Raw genomic sequence first — 18,342 nt, 5'->3', positions numbered from 1 at the left:
GCCCGGCACCGGATTGATCTGGCCTGTCGCGGCGGCCTCTGCCAGGATCGGGACGACGCGGTGCAGAGAGGGTCGGGGGCGGGCATGGATTCGGGTGACGCGTCGCGGTGTCGGAACCCGGATACCCTGCGCGGCCGCGCCCGGCGCGCGGCGGCCCTCGCGATCCTGATCGCCCTCGGCACCGGGCCTGTCGGGGCCCAGGACCGGCCGGCGCCCGCCCGGGCCGCCCCCAGACCCGCGCCGGCGGCCGGCGCGCCGGCCGACCCCGTCTTCGAGGCGATGCGGGCGGGCTTCGAGGCCCTGCCGGAGGCCGACCGCAAGGCCGTCCAGGACGCCCTGGTCTGGACCGGCGACTTCAACGCCGTCGTGTCGGGGGCCTTCGGACGCCGGACCTTCGAGGCGCTCACCGCCTACGGCGCCCGGACCGGCGGGGCCGACCCCCTCGATCCGCGCGGCCGGGCGGCGCTGCTGGCCGCCGGCGTGGCGGCGCGGAACGCGGCGCGCTTCCGCGTCGCGGTCGATCCCGGGACCGGCGCCGTGATGGGCGTGCCCGAGAGACTCCTGGCGAAACGGACCGCCCTGCCCTCCGGAACCCGCTGGCAGAGCCAGGACGGCCGCGTCACCCTGGAATCCCGCGCCTTCCCGCCGGGGGCCGAGAGCCTCGACGCGCTGTTCGAGAAGGCGACCGCGCCGCTCCCCGGCCGCAAGGTGACCTACAAGCTGCGGCGGCCGGACACCGTGGTGGTCACCGCCGAGACCGGGCCGGGACTGTCCTACATCCGCTACGCGTCCGGACCGGAGGGCGTGCGGGGGTTCCTGCTCGGCTACGATCGCGCCCTTGCGCCGGAGGTCGACCGGCTCGTGATCGCCGTGGCGAACGCCTTCGTGCCGTTTCCCGATCCCGCCGCGCCGCCGGCCGCGCAGCTACCCCCGAGCCCGGGTCCGGCACAGGCGGCCCGCGTCGCCGCCCACCCGGCGCCCCAGCCGCAGGCCGCGCCGCTGAGGCCGGCGAGCCTCTCCTTCGCGCCGGCCTCGGGCGCGGGTCTCGCGGTGGCGCCGGGACGCGTGCTGACCGCCGCCGCCGTGCTGGAGGGCTGCGCCCAGCCCAGGATCGGCGCGGCATCGGCGCGGGTGCTCGCCACCGATCCCGCCGGCCTCGCCCTCCTCGATGTGCCCGGCGCCCCCGCCCCGCTCCGGCCCGCGCTCCGGACCGAGCCCGTCGGTGCCGAGGAGAGCGTGATCGCCCTGGCGCCGGGTGCGGACGGGGTCCAGGCAGCTCCCGGTGAGACGCGGGGCGGCGACGTGATCGCGGCGCTCCAGCCGGGTTCCGGCGGCGCGCTGGTGCTGGACCGGTCGGGGGCCCTCGTCGGTCTCGTCGCCCGTTATCCCGCGGCGCCGCGCCGGGTCGCCGGGGTGGTGCCGCCGGCACGCCTGCCGGTCGTTTCGGCGCGGGCGATCTCCGCCTTCCTCGCCGCCCAGGGCATCGCCGCGGCGGCGCCGCACCCGGGTGGCGGGCCCGGCGCGGTCGCGCCCGCCGTGGTGGGGATCACCTGCCGCTGAGATGTGGGTCGCGCGGCGGATCCCCTGTCGCTCGCGCGGGATCCGCCGGCGTTCACGAGCCTGGGCGGACGAGCCGTCCGCCCAGGCGACGGGCTGCCGCTCAGAGCCGCCCGGTGACCAGGAGCACGATCAGCACGATGAGCAGGATGCCGCCCAGGCCGAAGCCGGGGCCGCGATACGCGCCGCCGCCGAGGAAGCCGCCGCCGCCGAAGGCCAGGATGATCAGGATGATGAGCAGGATGGTGACGAGGGACATCGGTCGCGTTCTCCGGACGGTCGCGCTGGTGCGAGCGTGACCGTTCAAACGCTGCGACATTCCGTTCCGTTCAACGCCAAGCCACGCTTTTGTGAGGAAAATTCCGGATGAGACCCCGGCCTCAGGCGTGCCAGTCCGGCAGAGCCCCCGCCGGCGCGTCGAGCCAGCCCGGAACCGGCAGGTCGCGCTCGGTGAGGAAGGCCGGATTGAACAGCTTCGAGGCGTAGCGGGCCGCCCCGTCGCAGAGGATCGTCACGATCGTGTGACCGGGCCCGAGGTCCCGGGCCAGCCGGATCGCCCCGGCGACGTTGATGCCCGACGAGCCGCCCAGCGACAGCCCCTCCTCCCGCATCAGCCCGAAGACGATGTCGAGAGCCTCGCGGTCCGGGATCCGGAAGGCGCGGTCGGGGGTGAAGCCCTCGAGGTTCCGGGTGATCCGCCCCTGGCCAATCCCCTCGGTGATCGAGGAGCCCTCGGCCTTCAGGGTGCCGGTCGTGTAGTGGGCGTAGAGGGCCGAGCCCTCCGGATCCGACAGCGCGATCCGCACCTGCGGATTGCGGGCGCGCAGGGCCTCGGCGGTGCCGGCCAGCGTGCCGCCGGTGCCGGCCGCGCAGACGAAGCCGTCGACCCGGCCACCGGTCTGCGCCCAGATCTCCGGGCCGGTGCCGTCGACATGGGCCTGCCGATTGGCGACGTTGTCGAACTGGTCGGCGAAGAAGGCGCCCGCCGGCTCGGTGGCGGCGAGCTTCTCCGCGAGCCGCCGAGCCACGTGGACGTAGTTGTTCGGGTTGGCGAAGGGCACCGCCGGCACTTCCACCAGCCGGGCGCCCGCGAGCCGCAGGGTCTGCTTCTTCTCCTCGGACTGGGTGACCGGGATGACGATCAGCGTCCGGTAGCCGCGCACCGAGGCCACCAGGGCGAGGCCGATGCCGGTGTTGCCGGCAGTGCCCTCGACGATCGTGCCGCCCGGGCGGATCAGGCCCCGCGCCTCCGCGGCCCGCACGATCGAGAGCGCCGCCCGGTCCTTCACCGACAGGCCGGGATTCAGGAACTCCGCCTTGCCGTAGATGGTGCAGCCGGTCTCCTCGGAGGCGCGGCGCAGGCGGATCAGCGGCGTCTGGCCGATGGCGGCCAGGACGTCGGGGGCGGGTTCGCGACTCGGTACGGTCATGGTCGGGAGCCTAGGGTGCCGCGCGGCCGCTGGCGAGCCTCACCCGAACACGTGCCCGCCGTTGATCCGCAGGCCGACCGGGTGGCCGGCCGGGTAGCGCACGCCGTCGAAGTCCTCCACGGCGAGGACGCGCCCCTCGGCGTCGGCCACCTCGATCCGCTGGCGCCCCTGCGTCCGGTACGAGCTGCGCACGGTGCCAGATAGGTGCGCGGCCTCGGGCTCGGCGAGCTGCAGCTGCCAGGGCCGGACGTAGAGCTTGACCGGGCCGAACAGGCTGGCGGGCGCCGCGACCGGCGTCTCCCGGCCCCGGACCAGCACCCGGCCGCCCTCGGCGATCGCCTCGACCTCGACGGAATCGCCCAGGAACTTCATCACGGTGGCGGAGGCCGGGTTCTCCTGCACCTCGTCGGGCGTGCCGACCTGCTCCAGGCGGCCGCGATCGAGCACGGCCACGCGGTCGGACAGCTCCAGCGCCTCGTCTTGGTCGTGCGTGACGAAGATCGTGGTCTGGCCGGTGCGGTCGTGGATCTCGCGCAGCCAGCGGCGCAGGTCCTTGCGGACCTGGGCGTCGAGCGCGCCAAAGGGCTCGTCCAGCAGGAGAACCCGCGGCTCGACCGCGAGGGCCCGGGCGAGCGCCACCCGCTGCCGCTGGCCGCCGGAGAGCTGCGACGGGTAGCGGTCGCCAAAGCCGGAGAGGCGGATCAGGTCGAGCAGGTCGCCGACCCGGCGCTTGATCTCAGCCTTGGCCGGCCGGTCGGCGCGGCGCCGCGCGTTCAGCCCGTAGGCGATATTGTCGGCCACGCTCATGTGCTTGAACAGGGCGTAGTGCTGGAACACGAAGCCCACGGCTCGCTCCTGCACGGGCAGGCCGGTGGCGTCGTCGCCGCCGAACAGGATCCGGCCCCGGTCCGGCGCGTCGAGCCCGGCGATGATCCGCAGCAGCGTCGTCTTGCCCGAGCCCGACGGGCCGAGGAGCCCGATCAGCTCGCCCGCCCGCACGTCCAGCGACAGGTCGTGCAGCACCGCCGCCGTGTCGAACGTCTTCGAGACGTTCTCGACCCGGATCGCCGTGGAGGGGCGATCAGTGTGCCCGGCCGTGCGCGAGCTCACCCGCGAAGCGCCATTCGAGGACGGATTTGAGGACGAGGGTGATGAGGGCAAGGACGGCGAGGAGCGAAGCGACGGCGAATGCGGCGACGAAGTTGTACTCATTGTAGAGGATCTCCACGTGGAGTGGGATGGTGTTGGTCAGGCCGCGGATGTGGCCCGACACCACCGACACCGCTCCGAATTCGCCCATCGCCCGGGCATTGCAGAGGAGCACGCTGTAGAGCAGGCCCCAGCGGATATTGGGCAGCGTCACCGTCCGGAACGCGTGCAGGCCCGAGGCGCCGAGCGTCAGCGCCGCCTCCTCCTCGGCGGTGCCCTGCTCCTGCATCAGCGGGATCAGCTCGCGGGCGACGAACGGGAAGGTCACGAACACCGTCGCCAGGACGATCCCCGGCAGGGCGAACAGGATCTGGATGCCGTGATCGACGAGCCAGGAGCCGAACAGGCCCTGGGACCCGAACAGCAGCACGTAGATCATCCCGGAGACCACCGGCGAGACCGAGAACGGCAGGTCGATCAGGGTGATCAGCAGCGACTTGCCAGGAAACTCGAACTTGGCGATCGCCCAGGAGGCGGCCAGCCCGAACACGACGTTGAACGGCACCGCGATCGCCGCCACGGTCAGCGTCAGGCGGATCGCGCTCCAGGCGTCGGGCTCCCGGAACGCGTCCAGGAAGGCCCCGAGCCCCTTGGAGAAGGCCTGGAGGAAGACCGCGAACAGCGGCAGCACCAGGAACAGCGCCAGGAACGCCACGGCGATCCCGATCAGGACCGCGCGGACGCCGACCCCTTCCGAGGCGACCGGGGCCGGCTTGGCGGCCGGCACGAAGGCGGGGGAGAAGATCTCAGACATAGCCGAACCGCCGCCGTGACCAGGCCTGGATGAGGTTGATGGCGAGCAGCGTCAGGAACGAGATCCCGAGCATGATCGTCGCGATGGCCGCCGCGCCGCCGTAGTCGAACTCGGAGAGCTTGATGACGATGAGCAGCGGCGCGATCTCCGATACGTAGGGCAGGTTGCCGGCGATGAAGATGATCGAGCCGTACTCGCCGACACCCCGGGCGAAGGCGAGCGCGAAGCCGGTGAGCACCGCCGGGATCAGGGGCGGCAGCACCACCCGGGTGAGGGTGACGAGGCGCGTCGCCCCGAGGGTGGCCGAGGCCTCCTCGATCTCCTTGTCGATCTCGGCGATCAGCGGCTGCACGGTCCGCACCGCGAAGGGCAGGCCGATGAACACCATGGCGATGAAGATGCCGACCGGCGTGTAGGCCGCCTGGATGCCGAGGCGCGCGAGCGGCGCGCCGAGCAGACCGTCCGGCGCGTAGAGCGAGGCGAGCGCGATGCCGGCGACCGCGGTGGGCAGCGCGAAGGGCAGGTCGACGGCGGCGTCGACCAGCTTGCGGCCCGGGAAGCGGTAGCGGGTCAGCACCCAGGCCACCAGGAAGCCGAAGGCCGAGGCGACGAGCGCCGCGATGGCCGAGACGCCGAAGCTGATCCGCAGGGCGCTGGCGACCCGCGGATCGGTGGCGACCTCCCAGATGCCCGACAGGCCGAGCCCCGAGGCCTTCACCACCAGTCCGGCCAGCGGCAGCAGGACGATCAGGCCGAGGCAGGTCAGCGTGTAGCCGAAGCTGATCCCGAAGCCCGGGATCACGCTCGGCCGTCGGAACGTCCGACGGGGACGGGGCGTCTGGACCATGATCTGAAGCCTCAGCGGCCGGCCCGGCTCAGACGGTCGAACAGGCCGCCGGCGTCGAAGTTCCGCTTCTGGATCTCGTCCCAGGATCCCTGGAGGTCCTCGATCTTGAACAGCTTGATCTCGGGCAACTGGGCGAGGTCCGCCGGGGCGGCCGCCTCCCGCCGGATCGGCCGGTAATGGTGCTTGGCGAAGATCGCCTGGGCGCGGTCGCCGTAGAGGAAGTCGAGATAGGCCTGGGCCGCCTTGGTGGTGCCCTTCCGCTCGGCATTGACCGCCACCAGGGCCACAGGCGGCTCGGCGTAGATCGAGGTCGGCGGCGAGACGATGTCGAACTTGTCGGCGCCGAATTCCTGGAGCACGAGGTAGGCCTCGTTCTCCCAGGTCGGCAGGACGTCGCCGAGGCCGCGCTGCGCGAACGTCACCGTCGAGCCGCGGGCGCCGGTGTCGAGCACCGGCACGTTCTTGTAGACCTGCCCGACGAAGGCGTCGGCCTTCGCGGCGTCCTTGTCCTTCCCGTAGGCGTAGCCCCAGGCGGCGAGGAAGTTCCAGCGCCCGCCGGCCGAGGTCTTCGGATTCGGGGTGATCACCTTCACGTCGGGCTTGACCAGGTCGTCCCAGTCCTTGACGCCCTTCGGGTTGCCCTTCCGGACCAGGAACACCACCGTCGAGGTGTAGGGCGTCCCCTGGTTCGGCAGCTTGCTGCGCCAATCCTCCGGGATCTTGCGGGTGAGCTTGGCGATCGCGTCGATGTCGGACGGGATGCCGAGGGTGACCACATCGGCGTCCACCCCGTCGATCACCGTGCGCGCCTGCGCGCCCGAGCCGCCGTGCGAGGCCCGCACCGTGATGGCCTCGCCGGTCTTGGCCTTCCACTCTTCCGCGAAGGCGGCATTGATCTCGCGGTAGAGCTCGCGGGTCGGATCGTACGAGACGTTGAGGAGCGCGGTCTCGGCCGCGGCCGGCAGCGCGCAGGTCAGCAGGCCGGCTCCGGCCAAAAGGGTCAGCCCGATCGCCCGAGCCATCCGGCCCAGACCTGAAGCGTTCGTCATCACGTCCGATCCCCCAGCCATCCGCGGTTGCGACGCAGGGGACAGGCGTCCCCGGGAGGCGCGAAATCGTTCTTTTTACCGAACGAAGTCAAGTCTCGGGTGTGGACCCGCGTGATGCCGTAACGTGATCAGGATCGACGATCGTGCCGGAAATGCAAGATAACTCAGGGCGGTAGACGATCAGAACGCATGGATCTTCTCTGTGGCGTCGCCGATGGAGAATATTTCGTGCGCGGAATCGGGTTTCTCAGAACGAACGATCTTAAGTGCTCTAGCGCACATCGGGCGGCATTCCGCGGGCCGGCGAGAGCCGTCCGTGGTTGCGCCGCACGCGGTTGCCCGCAAGACGGCGATCCTCCGCTCCCCTGCCGGCGGCGGTCCGGGTCAGCGCTTCGGCTTGTCGAGCCGGGCGATCAGGGCCTCCAGCCGCTTGTCGACCGGGGCCGCCAGCGTGTCGGTGAAGAGCGCGCGCAGGTTCTGGCCGAGATGGCGCCGGATGTCGGAGCTCAGCGGCGGCGCGTCGACCGACCGCTCGTTCTCGCAGGGGCGCTCGGGATGCGGCTTCGACATGACCGGAAAATCCTCGCACCTGTGGACACGTACGGTTGCAAGGTTTGGTTAAGGAGCCGTCACCGCCGACACCGCGACCCCGCCGCGCGACCCGGGTGCCCGGTCCCCGGTCGGTGTCGCAGGCCGGAACTGCGGCCGCGAAGGCTACGTTGCCCGGGCATTCCCCGCTGCCGTTCCCCCGCTGCCAGGAGGCGCCCCGTGTCCCGCTCGATCCCCCTGACGATATCGGTGCTCCTCGGCCTCGCGGCGGCCGCGTCGCCCTGTCTCGCGCAGACGAAGCCTGGCGAGATCAAGGGCATCGACGCGATGGGCGACAAGTCCCGCAGCGCGCAGGACGGCTGGAGCCAGGCCCCGGTGCCGCGCGAGCAGTCGGCCGCCAAGGACGCGCCGGACCCGGGCGGCAACTCGATCAAGGAGAATGCCGACCGTCCCGTGCCGCCGGCCCAGCCCGGCGGCACTTCCGCGACCGAGCCGCAGGCGCCCCTGGAGCACCGCACGGCCGGCCCGTCAGGCACCAATCCGGCCAATCCCAGCAAGTAAAAAAACCGTTCTCATGCAGGATGATGCCGGTGCGACAAACGTGTTGCTTCGGCTGAGACACGGCAACTTGCTGTGTCACGCAACCGCACTTGCCTCGCGCACGCTTTTTTGGGACAGCTTGGAATTATACCAGATCGCTTTTACGGAGCGGAGATGACGGTCCAGGTCTCAAGGCGTGGCCTGCTCAAGGGGGCCGGCGCCGGCCTCGCTGGCGGCTCGCTGGGCGCGCTCGGATTCGGCGGACTCGAGCCCGCCATGGCCGCCGCGGTGCGGCCGTTCAAGCTCGCGCAGATGCGCGAGACCCGCAACACCTGCCCGTACTGCTCGGTCGCGTGCGGCGTGATCCTCTACAGCCTGGGGGACCGTTCGAAGAACGCGCGCTCCTCGGTCATGCATATCGAGGGCGACCCGGATCATCCGGTCAACCGCGGCACGCTCTGCCCGAAGGGCTCGGCGCTGCTCGACTTCGTGCACGCCGAGACCCGCACCAAGTACCCGCTCCACCGCGCCCCGGGTTCCTCCGAGTTCAAGCGCGTGTCCTGGGATTTCGCCCTCGACCGCATCGCGCAGCTCATGAAGGAGGACCGGGACAAGAACTTCGTGGCCAAGAACGGCGACCTCACGGTCAACCGGTGGACCACGATGGGCTTCCTCGGGGCCTCGGCCACCACCAACGAGACGGCGTGGCTGACCTACAAGACAGTCCGAAGCATGGGGGCCCTGGTCTTCGATAATCAGGCCAGGGTTTGACACGGTCCGTCGGTCGCCAGTTTGGCGCCCTCCTTCGGACGCGGTGCGATGACCAACCTCTGGATGGACATCAAGCACGCGGACGTGATCACCGTGATGGGCGGCAATGCCGCCGAGGCGCACCCCTGCGGCTTCAAGTGGGTCGTGGAGGCGAAAGCCCATAACAATGCCAAGCTGATCGTCGTCGATCCGCGCTTCACCCGCACGGCGTCGGTGGCCGATCTCTACTGCCCGATCCGGCAGGGGACCGACATCGCGTTCCTGTCGGGGGTGGCCAAGTACCTGCTCGACAACGACAAGCTGCAGCACCGCTACGTCTCCGCCTACACCAACGCCGGGTACGTGGTCCGCGAGGGCTACGACTTCAGCGAGGGGCTGTTCACGGGCTACGACGCGGACAAGCGCGACTACGACAAGACCACCTGGGACTACGAGATCGGCCCCGACGGCTACGCCGTGGTCGACGAGACGATGCAGCATCCGCGCTGCGTGATGCAGCTCCTCAAGAAGCATCTCGCGATCTATACCCCGGAGATGGTCGAGAAGATCTGCGGCTCGCCCAAGGAGACCTTCCTGAAGGTCTGCGAGCTGATGGCGACGACGGCTTCCCCCGAGAAGTCGATGGCCTCGCTCTACGCGCTCGGCTGGACCCATCACTCCAAGGGCTCGCAGAACATCCGCTCGATGTGCATCGTGCAGACGCTGCTCGGGAATATCGGCGTGCTCGGCGGCGGCATGCAGGCCCTGCGCGGTCACTCCAACATCCAGGGGCTGACCGATATCGGGCTGATGTCGAACCTCATCCCCGGGTACCTGAACATCCCGGTGGAGAAGGAGCCCGACTACGCGAGCTACATCGCCAAGCGGCAGTTCAAGCCGCTGCGTCCCGGACAGACGAGCTACTGGCAGAACTACAACAAGTTCTTCGTCTCGTTCCAGAAGGCGATGTGGGGCGACAAGGCCACCAAGGAGAACGACTGGGCGTACGATTACCTGCCCAAGCTCGACGTGCCGACCTACGACGTGCTGCGCGGGTTCGAGCTCGCCAAGCAGGGCAAGATGACCGGCTACGTCATCCAGGGCTTCAACCCCCTGCTGTCGTTCCCCAATCGCGCCAAGATGACGGAAGCCTTCTCCAAGATGAAGTTCATCGTGGTGATGGATCCGCTCAAGACCGAGACGGCCCGGTTCTGGGAGAATCACGGCGAGTACAACGACGTCGATCCGACCAAGATCCAGACCGAGGTGTTCGAGCTTCCGACCACTCTGTTCGTGGAGGAGGAAGGCTCGCTGTCGAACTCCAGCCGGTGGCTGCAGTGGCACTGGCAGGCGCAGGAGGCGCCGGGCGAGTGCCGCTCCGACATCGAGATCATGTCGGAGATCTTCCTCCGCATGAAGGCGGCCTACAAGAAGGATGGCGGGGCCTTCCCGGACCCGATCGTCAATCTGAAGTGGGATTACGCGATCGCCGAGTCGCCGACGCCGACCGAGCTCGCCCGCGAGCTCAACGGCTACACGCTGGCGCCGACGCCGGACCTCAACGGGACGATCATCCCGGCGGGCAAGCAGGTCGACGGCTTCGCCCAGCTCAAGGACGACGGGACGACCGCCTGCGGCTGCTGGATCTACTCGGGCTGCTACACCGAGAAGGGCAACATGATGGCCCGCCGGGACAACACCGATCCCGGCGATCGCGGCATCGCGCCGAACTGGGCCTTTGCGTGGCCGGCCAACCGGCGCGTGCTCTACAACCGCGCCTCGTGCGACCCCGAGGGTCGCCCGTGGTCGGAGAAGAAGAAGCTCATCGAGTGGAACGGCAAGCAGTGGATCGGCTTCGACGTGCCGGATTACGGCGTCACCGTCGCCCCCGATAAGGGCGTCGGCCCGTTCATCCTGAACCAGGAGGGCGTCGCCCGCCTGTGGACCCGCGGTCTCATGCGCGACGGACCGTTCCCGACGCACTACGAGCCCTTCGAGTCCCCGGTGGCCAACCTCGCCTTCCCGAAGATCAAGGGCGCGCCCGCGTCCCGCATCTTCAAGGACGATCTGGCCGATCTCGGCGACGCGAAGGAGTTCCCCTACGCGGCGACGAGCTACCGCCTGACCGAGCACTTCCACGGGTGGACCAAGCACGCCCGGATCAACGCGATCCTCCAGCCGGAGGCCTTCGTGGAGATCTCGGAGGAACTCGCCAAGGAGAAGGGCATCGCCAAGGGCGGCTGGGTCCGCGTCTGGTCGAAGCGCGGCTCCCTGAAGGCCAAGGCGGTGGTGACGAAGCGGATCAAGCCGCTGATCTGCGACGGCAAGCCCGTCCACGTCGTCGGCATCCCGCAGCACTGGGGCTTCATGGGCCACACCAAGAAAGGATGGCACCCGAACTCGCTGACGCCCGTCGTCGGCGACGCGAACACCGAGACGCCGGAGTTCAAGGCCTGGCTCGTGAACATCGAGCCGACCACGCCTCCGTCGGACGCGGTCGCGTAAGGGGGAGCGGCAGACATGGCTGACTACAGCTCCCTCGACATCCGCCAGCGCTCCGCCTCCACGGAGACGCCACCGGAGATCCGCCGCCAGGTGGAGGTCGCCAAACTCATCGACGTGTCGAAGTGCATCGGCTGCAAGGCCTGCCAGTCGGCCTGCGAGGAGTGGAACGACCTGCGCGACGACATCGGTGTCAACACGGGCACCTACCAGAACCCCCACGACCTCACGCCGAAGTCGTGGACCCTGATGCGGTTCACCGAGTACGAGAACCCGGAGACCAACAACCTCGAATGGCTGATCCGCAAGGACGGCTGCATGCACTGCACCGAGCCGGGCTGCCTGAAGGCCTGCCCGTCCCCCGGCGCGATCGTGCAGTACTCCAACGGCATCGTCGACTTCATCGAGGAGAACTGCATCGGCTGCGGCTACTGCGTGAAGGGCTGCCCCTTCAACATCCCGCGCATCAGCCAGACCGACCACAAGGCGTACAAGTGCACCCTGTGCTCGGACCGGGTGGCGGTGGGTCAGGCACCGGCCTGCGCCAAGGCCTGCCCGACCGGCTCGATCATGTTCGGCACCAAGCAGGCCATGATCGATCAGGCCCACGACCGCGTCGAGGACCTGAAGTCGCGCGGCTTCGCCCATGCCGGCCTCTACGACCCGGCCGGCGTCGGCGGCACGCACGTCATGTACGTGCTGCACCACGCTGATCAGCCGAGCCTCTACGCCGGCCTGCCGAACGATCCGAAGATCTCGCCGCTCGTCGCCTTCTGGAAGGGCGGCGCCAAGGTGTTCGGTCTCGCCGCGATGGGCTTCGCGGCGGTGGCGGGCTTCTTCCACTACGTCACGGCCGGCCCCAACGAGGTCGTGCCCGAGGAGGAGGAAGAGGCGGTCGAGTACGACGAGGCCAAGCGCCGGGAGAATGGCGGCGAGGCCCGGCCGCACTGAGACGCGACGGTCTCCCTCCCCCGCGGGGGGAGGGAGCGCCGCGCCGAACGGTTTCGGCAGGGCGGAGACGGCTCGGGCGCCAGACCCGATTTCGAGTTTCACGGCCCGCCCGCCGCGACGGGTGGCCCCGTCAGGCGAGTGAAGGCCGATGACGATCCAGAACGATGTCCGGGACGGCGATTCCCGCCCCCTCCACCACGCCAAGTCCGAGGCGCCGGAGGTGATGTACGTCCCGCGCTACACCGGCGTGCAGCGCGTGAACCACTGGATCACCGCGATCCTGTTCACGCTGCTGACCCTCTCGGGGCTGGCGATGTTCACGCCCTACCTGTTCTCGCTGACCGGCCTGTTCGGCGGCGGGCAGGCGACCCGAGCGATCCACCCGTGGTTCGGCGTGGCGCTGGCGATCAGCTTCCTCTTCCTGTTCGTGCGCTTCTGGCGGCTCAACATCCCCAATAAGGACGATGTCGAGTGGTCGAAGAAGATCGGCGACGTGGTCACCAACCGCGAGGACCGGCTGCCGGAGCTCGGCAAGTACAATGCCGGCCAGAAGGGCGTGTTCTGGGGCCAGACCGCGCTGATCGGCGTGATGTTCGTGACCGGCCTCGTGATCTGGAACACCTATTTCGGCGGCCTCACCTCGATCGAGACCCAGCGCTGGGCGCTGCTCGCGCACTCGCTGGCCGCCGTCATCGCCATCGCGATCATCGTGGTGCACGTCTACGCCGGCATCTGGGTGCGCGGCACCGGCCGGGCGATGGTCCGCGGCACGGTCACGGGCGGCTGGGCCTACCGGCATCACCGCAAGTGGTTCCGTCAGATGGCCGGCGGCCCGGCGCGCCGCGGCTCGGTGGACAAGCGCGGATCCTGATCGCGTGGCCAACTTCTTCAGGCGGAAACCCGCGGCTCCGGCCGCGGACAGGAGCCCGAAACCCGCCGAGGCCCCGAAGCCCCGCCGCCGGGATTTCAGCGAGCTCAAGCCCGATCCCGACAAGATCGGGATCTCGGGCTCGGTCCCGTTCGTGCGCCTGCCCGATCCCGCGACGCTGTTCGCCGACCGGGCCGCGCGCCTAGCGGAGGCCGCGCCCGGGCACCCGCTGGAGGCCTATCTCCGGTTCGTCGGTGAGGTCGCCCGCGCCCAGGCGGCGATCCAGGCACGGTTTCCGGCCCCGCCGGCGCCGGATCCCGCCGATCAGGCGCTGCGGAGCGAGCACGGCATGCCGCCGCTGTCGCGGCACAGCCTCGAGGCCGACCAGGATTTCGACGCGTGCCTCCTGGCGCTGCTCGACGCGCTGGATCTCGCGACCGCGCCCGAGGCCTCGGCCGCGGCGCGGGATGCCCTGCGGGCCGCCGCGCCGGAGGAGCGCCGCGATCTCGCCGTGCAGGTTTTCGAGGGCGCGCTGCCGGTCGACCGGATCGCCGAATGCCTGTTCGTCTCGGCCGCGTTGCAGGTGCGCTTCGCCGAGCGGGCCGCGCGCCTCGACACGCGGACGCTGAAGCCCGTCGCGGACGGAGTCTGCCCGTGCTGCGGCGGCGCGCCGGTGGCGAGCGTCATCGTCTCCTGGACCCCGGCCGACAAGGCCCGGTATCTCAGCTGCTCGGTCTGCGGCACGTACTGGAACCACGTCCGGATCCGCTGCACCGCCTGCGGCGACGGCGAGAGTGTCAGCTATTACGGGCTCGACGAGGTGTCGAAGGACGTCCAGGTCGAGACCTGCACGACCTGCCACAGCTACATCAAGCACCTCCACCAGCACCGAGCGCCGGCCCTCGACCCGGTGGCGGACGACATCGCGTCCTACGGGCTCGACCTGAAGATCGCCGAGGACGGGTTCCGGCGCGCCGGACTGAACCTGCTGTTCGTGATCTAGCGCGGGATGCGCCCATCCCGACCGACGGCCTCGTCCCGAGGTGGCCGTGTCGGGGGCCTTCGAGGGCGAGTTCCAGAGAGCGCGCGGCGCCTGGAGGCCGCCTTCGAGACCTCCGCCGCGCTCCGCACCGCGGGATGAGGGGCCGGGTCGGACGCGCCTGCAGGATCGACAGCGCGATCCTGCAGGCGCGGCGGGAAAGGAAAGCCCCGCGCTCAGCGGTAGCCGTAGCGGCTCTTGGCGGCGGCGAGCAGGTGCAGGGCCTCGCCCGACTTGCCGGCCGAGCACTCCGCGGCGGCGTGGGCGAGGTCGGCGCTGAAGCGGTCGCCCACCGGCTTGTTGAGGTTGCCGGTGGCCACGTCGCTGTCGACGATCGCCTTCGTGCGGGCGATCTCCGGGCCGCAACCGCTGCCCGTGGGCAGGGCCAGGGGCGCCGGCACGATCGGCGAGGGCTCGGTGACCGCGGGCGTGGCGCGCTGCTGGCAGGCGCCCAACGCCGCGACGGCGAGGGCGACGAGGCTGAGGCGCATCGGGAGGCGGGACGCGGGCACGGCGATCATCCTGTTGGGGCGCGAGGGGCCGCGCCGCCGAGGTTCTGGGCCGAGCTTGGCGGTGGGTCAATCGCCCCGGCGACATGCCGAAGGGGCGCGAAGCGCGGGACGCGGTTCGCCGCGAACGCGCGATTCCGCTGTTGCCGGAGGGACTTGGTGCGCGCCGCCGGCATCCGGCGTCGGCGGCGCGCTCCGAATCGTGACGGGCTTACTTCGCCTTGTCGGCGAGCGCCTTCAGGCCGGAATCGTAGATGCCCTGGATCGCGTCGGTGGCGACCGTGTCCGGCGCGCCCTTGGCGTTGAAGGTCCCGGTCCAGGTCACCTTCGAGCCGGAGCCGGCGGGGGCGACCGAGAGGGTCGACTTGTAGTCCGAGACCGGCAGCGGGCTCTCCAAGATCGTGTAGGTGTAGCTCATCACCTTGTCGTCGCGGGAGACCTGCTCCTCCTTGATGGTGCCGCCGCCCTTGAGGCTGAGGGTGCGGACCTTCATGCCGTCCTTGTCCGACAGGACGCACTTCTCGATGGCGGGGTGCCAGTCGCCGATGCCGCAGAACTCGCCGATCGTCTGCCAGACCTTGGCCGGCGGCGCGGCGATGTCGGCCGAGCGCGTCACCTCGAGGGCGTAGCCCGGCACGGTGGCCGCGGCGAGCGCCAGGGCGGCGAGGGGAAGGGACCGGCAGAAAGCGAAGGGCATCTCGGGGTGTCTCCGTCCGTCTCAGGTCGCGGCAGGGGCCGCGCAGGCTCTGATGGCCGCGCAGGAGCTAGGCCGGGAGGGGGCGCTCGGCAATGGGCGGGAGCGGCGGCGCATGACTTTCGCGCTCAGACGACGCGGCCGGTGATCGTCTGCGCGCAGGGGCTGTCGTGCCGCCGATCGGCCGATACTCGGGGCCTGGGCCGCGATCAGGCCTACCAGCCGTCCGTCTCGTCGGCGTCGGCCGGGTAGCCGTAGACCGTCGCGGGCGCATAGGCGGGCCGGGCCGCCGGGCGGTAATAGGCCGGCACCGACCGGCGCCCCATTTGATCGCTGTTCGCCAGCAGGTCGTCCGGCTCGTAGGGGCTGCGGTTCCGGGCGAGCCGGGTGCCGCGCCGCCCGCGGTCCGCCATCGGGACATCCGCCCCCTCGATCACCACCCGCGTCCGGCCCATGCCCTGGCTCTTCACGAGGTTGAACAGGGTCGCGGCGTTGCGCACCGACAGGCGCACGCAGCCGTGCGAGGCCGCGCGCCCGAGGCTCCGGACGTGGTTGGTGCCGTGGATGGCGTGGCCCTGGGTCGTGAAGAACATCGCGAAGGGCATGGGCGCGTCGTCCCATTCCTTCGAGAAGTGCGTGCGCTCCATCCGGAACGGGCGGTAGGCGCCGGACGGGGTGTCGTAGCTCGCGACGCCGGTCGAGACCGGCCAGGAATAGCGCGGCTGGCCGTCGACGGAGACCTCCATGCGCTGGGTGGTCTTGTCGACGTTGACGAGCACGTCCGCGCTGGCCGTCGCGGGGATCCCCGCGCACAGGAGCAGCCCGGACAGGACGGAGATCAGACCGATACGCATGAGCGACTCCGACTCGAGACGCGCCTCGAGAAACCGCGACGGTTTGCCGACACGCTAAACCGTCGGCAACACCGAGGTTCCGGTCCGCGGCAACCCTGCGTAGTCACGCTTTGCTGAGCACCCTCACAGCACCCTCACAGCACCCTCACAGCACCCTGGCGGCGCCCTCACGGCGCAGCCGCGGCCATGCCGGAGATCCGGCGGATCGCGGCTTCGGCCTCCTCGACGATGCGTAGGACGAGGTCGCCGGCGCCCGGCAGGTCGGCGATGAGCCCGACGGCCTCGCCGACCGTGACGTTGGCGACGTCGTAGTCGCCCGCCGCGTCGGCATCCTCCACGTCCCGGCGCCGCTCGGCCGAGGCCGCGCGCAGCGCGTCCTCGCGGCCGTGCCACGTCTCGATGAAAGCGTTGCGCAGGAGTCGGCCGGTATAGGGCTCCGGCCAGGCCCGCTGGCGGGCGATGTCGTAGACCTGCGTGCGGATCGTGTCGTCGCCGGTCGCGGCGAGAACCCGCTGCTTCGCGGCCGGGTGGATCAGCGCCTCCCGGCTGGCCCAGAACCGGGTCCCCATCAGGACACCGTCGGCCCCCAGCGCCAGGGCGGCGGCGAGGCCGCGCCCGTCCGCGATGCCGCCCGCCGCGAGGAGCAGCGTCTCGGGGCGCTCGCGGGCGATCAGGTCGGCGACCGCCGGGACGAACGCCGCGGTGCCGCGGGCGGTGAGGCCGTGGCCGCCGGCCTCCGTCCCCTGCGCCACCACCACCGCCGCGCCGACCTCCAGGGCGCGTCGGGCCTGGGCCAGAGTGTGCACCTGGCAGATCAGCCGCACGCCGGAGGCGTGGATCCGGTCCGCGAACGGCGCGGGATCCGCGAAGGAGAGCATCAGGGCCGCGGGCGACCGGGCGAGAGCCGCGTCGAGGAGCGACAGGTCCCGGGCCATCGACCACGTGATGAAGCCGCAGCCGACCCGCTGATTGCCCGCGCGGGCGAATTCCCGGTCGAGCGTCGCGTGGTCGCCGTAGCCGCCGCCGATCAGTCCGAGGCCGCCGGCGGCGGTCACCGCCGCCGCGAGGGCGCCCCCCGAGGCCGGGTCCATCGGGGCCAGCACGATCGGGTGCCGCAGCCCGAAGGCGTCGGTGAGTCTCGTCCTCAAGGCCATGGGTCCCCTCCCCGGGAAGCGTCTCGGTTGCGCGCGCCGCCCGCTGGGGCTTAACGCTCGCGCAGCGGCGGAAAAAATGATTCCTTCTGAAGGAAGGCATCGGAAAAGCAGATGGCATGAACAGCACCGACCTGATGTTCTTCGCGGCGGTGGCCCAGACCGGCGGCATCGGGCGCGCGGCGGCGCGGCTCAACACCGTCCAGTCCAACGTCACCGGCCGGATCCGCGCCCTGGAGCAGGCCCTGCGCGTGCCGCTGTTCCACCGTGGCAGCCGCGGTGTGACGCTGACCCGGGCGGGTGAGCGGCTCCTGCCCTACGCGCTCCAGGTCGGACAGCTGCTCGCGGAGGCGCGCCACGCCCTGCTGGCCGAGGGCGAGCCGCGCGGACCCCTGCGGATCGGCGCCATGGAGACGACCGCGGCCCTGCGCCTGCCCGGCCCGCTCGCGGATTTCGCCGCGCGCCACCCGGACGTCGATATCGAGCTGGAGACCGGTCCGACCGAGCACCTGATCGCCCGGGTCCTCGACCGGAGCCTGGAGGGGGCCTTCGTGGCCGGCCCGGTCGCGCAGGCCGACCTCGTCGGGATCCCGGTCTTCACGGAGGAACTGGTGCTGGTGGCGCACCCGGCCGTCGGCGACCTCGCGGCGCTGCTCGACCGGCTGGCCCGGGCGCGCGACGCGAAGGTGCTCGTGTTCCGGGCCGGCTGCTCGTACCGGAGGCGCCTGGAGGCGTTCCTGGCCCGCCAGGGCCTCGTGCATGTGCGTCGCATGGAGTTCGGGACCCTCGACGGCATCCTCGGCTGCGTGGCGGCCGGCCTGGGCGTGACCCTGGTTCCGCGGGCCGTGGCGGCGCCGGCGCACCGCGCCGGCCGGGTCTCGATCCACCCCGTGCCCGACGGGGACGGGCACGCCCCGACGCTGCTGGTCCACCGCGCCGACGACCGGCCGAGCGCGGCCTTCGCGCGGTTCGCCGAGCAGGTGCGGACGGCGCTCCCGGATGTGACTTAGGCTCCCGGCTCCGGCACGGACCGTGCCCTTGGCAACCGCCGGTTGACAGCGGCCCGGGCCCCGGCGCTTCCTCCCGGCC

General features: G+C 70.9%; 18 protein-coding genes. 7 read left to right on the top strand and 11 right to left on the bottom strand.

Going from position 1 to position 18,342, the window contains the following annotated elements; translation table 11 throughout:
* Positions 1–84: 84 nt before the first annotated feature.
* Complete coding sequence (locus tag ACLBYG_RS21495; protein ID WP_447682782.1) at positions 85–1,560, top strand: serine protease; 1,476 nt, start codon at positions 85–87, stop codon at positions 1,558–1,560.
* A gap of 100 nt (positions 1,561–1,660) precedes the next feature.
* On the opposite strand, the gene ACLBYG_RS21490 is transcribed toward ACLBYG_RS21495, so the two are convergent.
* The 7 genes from ACLBYG_RS21490 to ACLBYG_RS21460 form a co-directional block, all read right to left on the bottom strand.
* Positions 1,661–1,816, bottom strand: a complete 156-nt coding sequence (locus ACLBYG_RS21490; RefSeq protein WP_007563230.1) for a hypothetical protein — start codon at positions 1,814–1,816, stop codon at positions 1,661–1,663.
* 121 nt (positions 1,817–1,937) lie between these two features.
* Positions 1,938–2,987 (bottom strand): cysteine synthase A, encoded by a 1,050-nt coding sequence (locus ACLBYG_RS21485; RefSeq protein WP_447682781.1) that lies wholly within the window; start codon positions 2,985–2,987, stop codon positions 1,938–1,940.
* Between the two features lie 39 nt (positions 2,988–3,026).
* The gene (locus ACLBYG_RS21480) at positions 3,027–4,097 is read right to left on the bottom strand and encodes a sulfate/molybdate ABC transporter ATP-binding protein (protein WP_234080988.1); all 1,071 of its coding nucleotides are present in this window, start codon (positions 4,095–4,097) and stop codon (positions 3,027–3,029) included.
* On the bottom strand, positions 4,069–4,950 hold the full coding sequence (cysW, locus tag ACLBYG_RS21475) for a sulfate ABC transporter permease subunit CysW (protein WP_020092433.1): 882 nt from the start codon (positions 4,948–4,950) through the stop codon (positions 4,069–4,071). The genes ACLBYG_RS21480 and cysW overlap by 29 nt, the downstream gene beginning before the upstream one ends.
* On the bottom strand, positions 4,943–5,797 hold the full coding sequence (cysT, locus tag ACLBYG_RS21470; protein WP_012318099.1) for a sulfate ABC transporter permease subunit CysT: 855 nt from the start codon (positions 5,795–5,797) through the stop codon (positions 4,943–4,945). Before cysT ends, cysW begins: the two co-directional genes overlap by 8 nt.
* A gap of 11 nt (positions 5,798–5,808) precedes the next feature.
* Entirely contained in the window at positions 5,809–6,819 is a 1,011-nt protein-coding gene (locus tag ACLBYG_RS21465) for a sulfate ABC transporter substrate-binding protein (RefSeq protein WP_020092431.1), read from the bottom strand.
* Positions 6,820–7,230: 411 nt separating this feature from the next.
* On the bottom strand, positions 7,231–7,416 hold the full coding sequence (locus ACLBYG_RS21460; RefSeq protein ID WP_103985477.1) for a hypothetical protein: 186 nt from the start codon (positions 7,414–7,416) through the stop codon (positions 7,231–7,233).
* A gap of 198 nt (positions 7,417–7,614) precedes the next feature.
* Between ACLBYG_RS21460 and ACLBYG_RS21455 the strand changes: the two genes are divergently transcribed.
* The 5 genes from ACLBYG_RS21455 to fdhE all read left to right on the top strand — a co-directional run bounded on the left by ACLBYG_RS21455 (position 7,615) and on the right by fdhE (position 14,009).
* Positions 7,615–7,956 carry a hypothetical protein gene (locus ACLBYG_RS21455; RefSeq protein WP_091927263.1) on the top strand — a complete coding sequence of 114 codons (342 nt, stop codon included), beginning with the start codon at positions 7,615–7,617 and terminating at the stop codon, positions 7,954–7,956.
* A gap of 153 nt (positions 7,957–8,109) precedes the next feature.
* A complete protein-coding gene (fdnG, locus tag ACLBYG_RS21450; RefSeq protein WP_447682780.1) occupies positions 8,110–11,190 on the top strand; it encodes a formate dehydrogenase-N subunit alpha in 3,081 nt (1,026 codons plus the stop codon).
* 15 nt (positions 11,191–11,205) lie between these two features.
* Complete coding sequence (fdxH, locus tag ACLBYG_RS21445) at positions 11,206–12,138, top strand: formate dehydrogenase subunit beta (RefSeq protein WP_447682779.1); 933 nt, start codon at positions 11,206–11,208, stop codon at positions 12,136–12,138.
* Between the two features lie 148 nt (positions 12,139–12,286).
* A complete protein-coding gene (locus tag ACLBYG_RS21440; protein ID WP_205833410.1) occupies positions 12,287–13,009 on the top strand; it encodes a formate dehydrogenase subunit gamma in 723 nt (240 codons plus the stop codon).
* A 4-nt stretch (positions 13,010–13,013) separates the two neighbouring features.
* On the top strand, positions 13,014–14,009 hold the full coding sequence (gene fdhE / locus ACLBYG_RS21435) for a formate dehydrogenase accessory protein FdhE (RefSeq protein ID WP_447682778.1): 996 nt from the start codon (positions 13,014–13,016) through the stop codon (positions 14,007–14,009).
* A gap of 212 nt (positions 14,010–14,221) precedes the next feature.
* Here fdhE and ACLBYG_RS21430 read toward each other — a convergent pair whose 3' ends face one another.
* The 4 genes from ACLBYG_RS21430 to ACLBYG_RS21415 form a co-directional block, all read right to left on the bottom strand.
* On the bottom strand, positions 14,222–14,566 hold the full coding sequence (locus tag ACLBYG_RS21430; protein WP_020092423.1) for a hypothetical protein: 345 nt from the start codon (positions 14,564–14,566) through the stop codon (positions 14,222–14,224).
* Positions 14,567–14,765: 199 nt separating this feature from the next.
* The gene (locus ACLBYG_RS21425) at positions 14,766–15,251 is read right to left on the bottom strand and encodes an SRPBCC family protein (protein ID WP_012318087.1); all 486 of its coding nucleotides are present in this window, start codon (positions 15,249–15,251) and stop codon (positions 14,766–14,768) included.
* Positions 15,252–15,463: 212 nt separating this feature from the next.
* Positions 15,464–16,102 carry a L,D-transpeptidase gene (locus tag ACLBYG_RS21420; protein ID WP_020092421.1) on the bottom strand — a complete coding sequence of 213 codons (639 nt, stop codon included), beginning with the start codon at positions 16,100–16,102 and terminating at the stop codon, positions 15,464–15,466.
* A 167-nt stretch (positions 16,103–16,269) separates the two neighbouring features.
* Positions 16,270–17,256 carry an NAD(P)H-dependent flavin oxidoreductase gene (locus ACLBYG_RS21415; protein WP_447682777.1) on the bottom strand — a complete coding sequence of 329 codons (987 nt, stop codon included), beginning with the start codon at positions 17,254–17,256 and terminating at the stop codon, positions 16,270–16,272.
* Positions 17,257–17,372: 116 nt separating this feature from the next.
* Between ACLBYG_RS21415 and ACLBYG_RS21410 the strand changes: the two genes are divergently transcribed.
* Positions 17,373–18,263, top strand: a complete 891-nt coding sequence (locus ACLBYG_RS21410) for a LysR family transcriptional regulator (protein ID WP_447682776.1) — start codon at positions 17,373–17,375, stop codon at positions 18,261–18,263.
* Positions 18,264–18,342: the final 79 nt, after the last annotated feature.

This window comes from Methylobacterium sp. D53M, from assembly GCF_053345625.1.
Note: the sequence above shows the minus strand (reverse complement) of the source record. Positions and strands in the feature narration are given on the sequence as shown.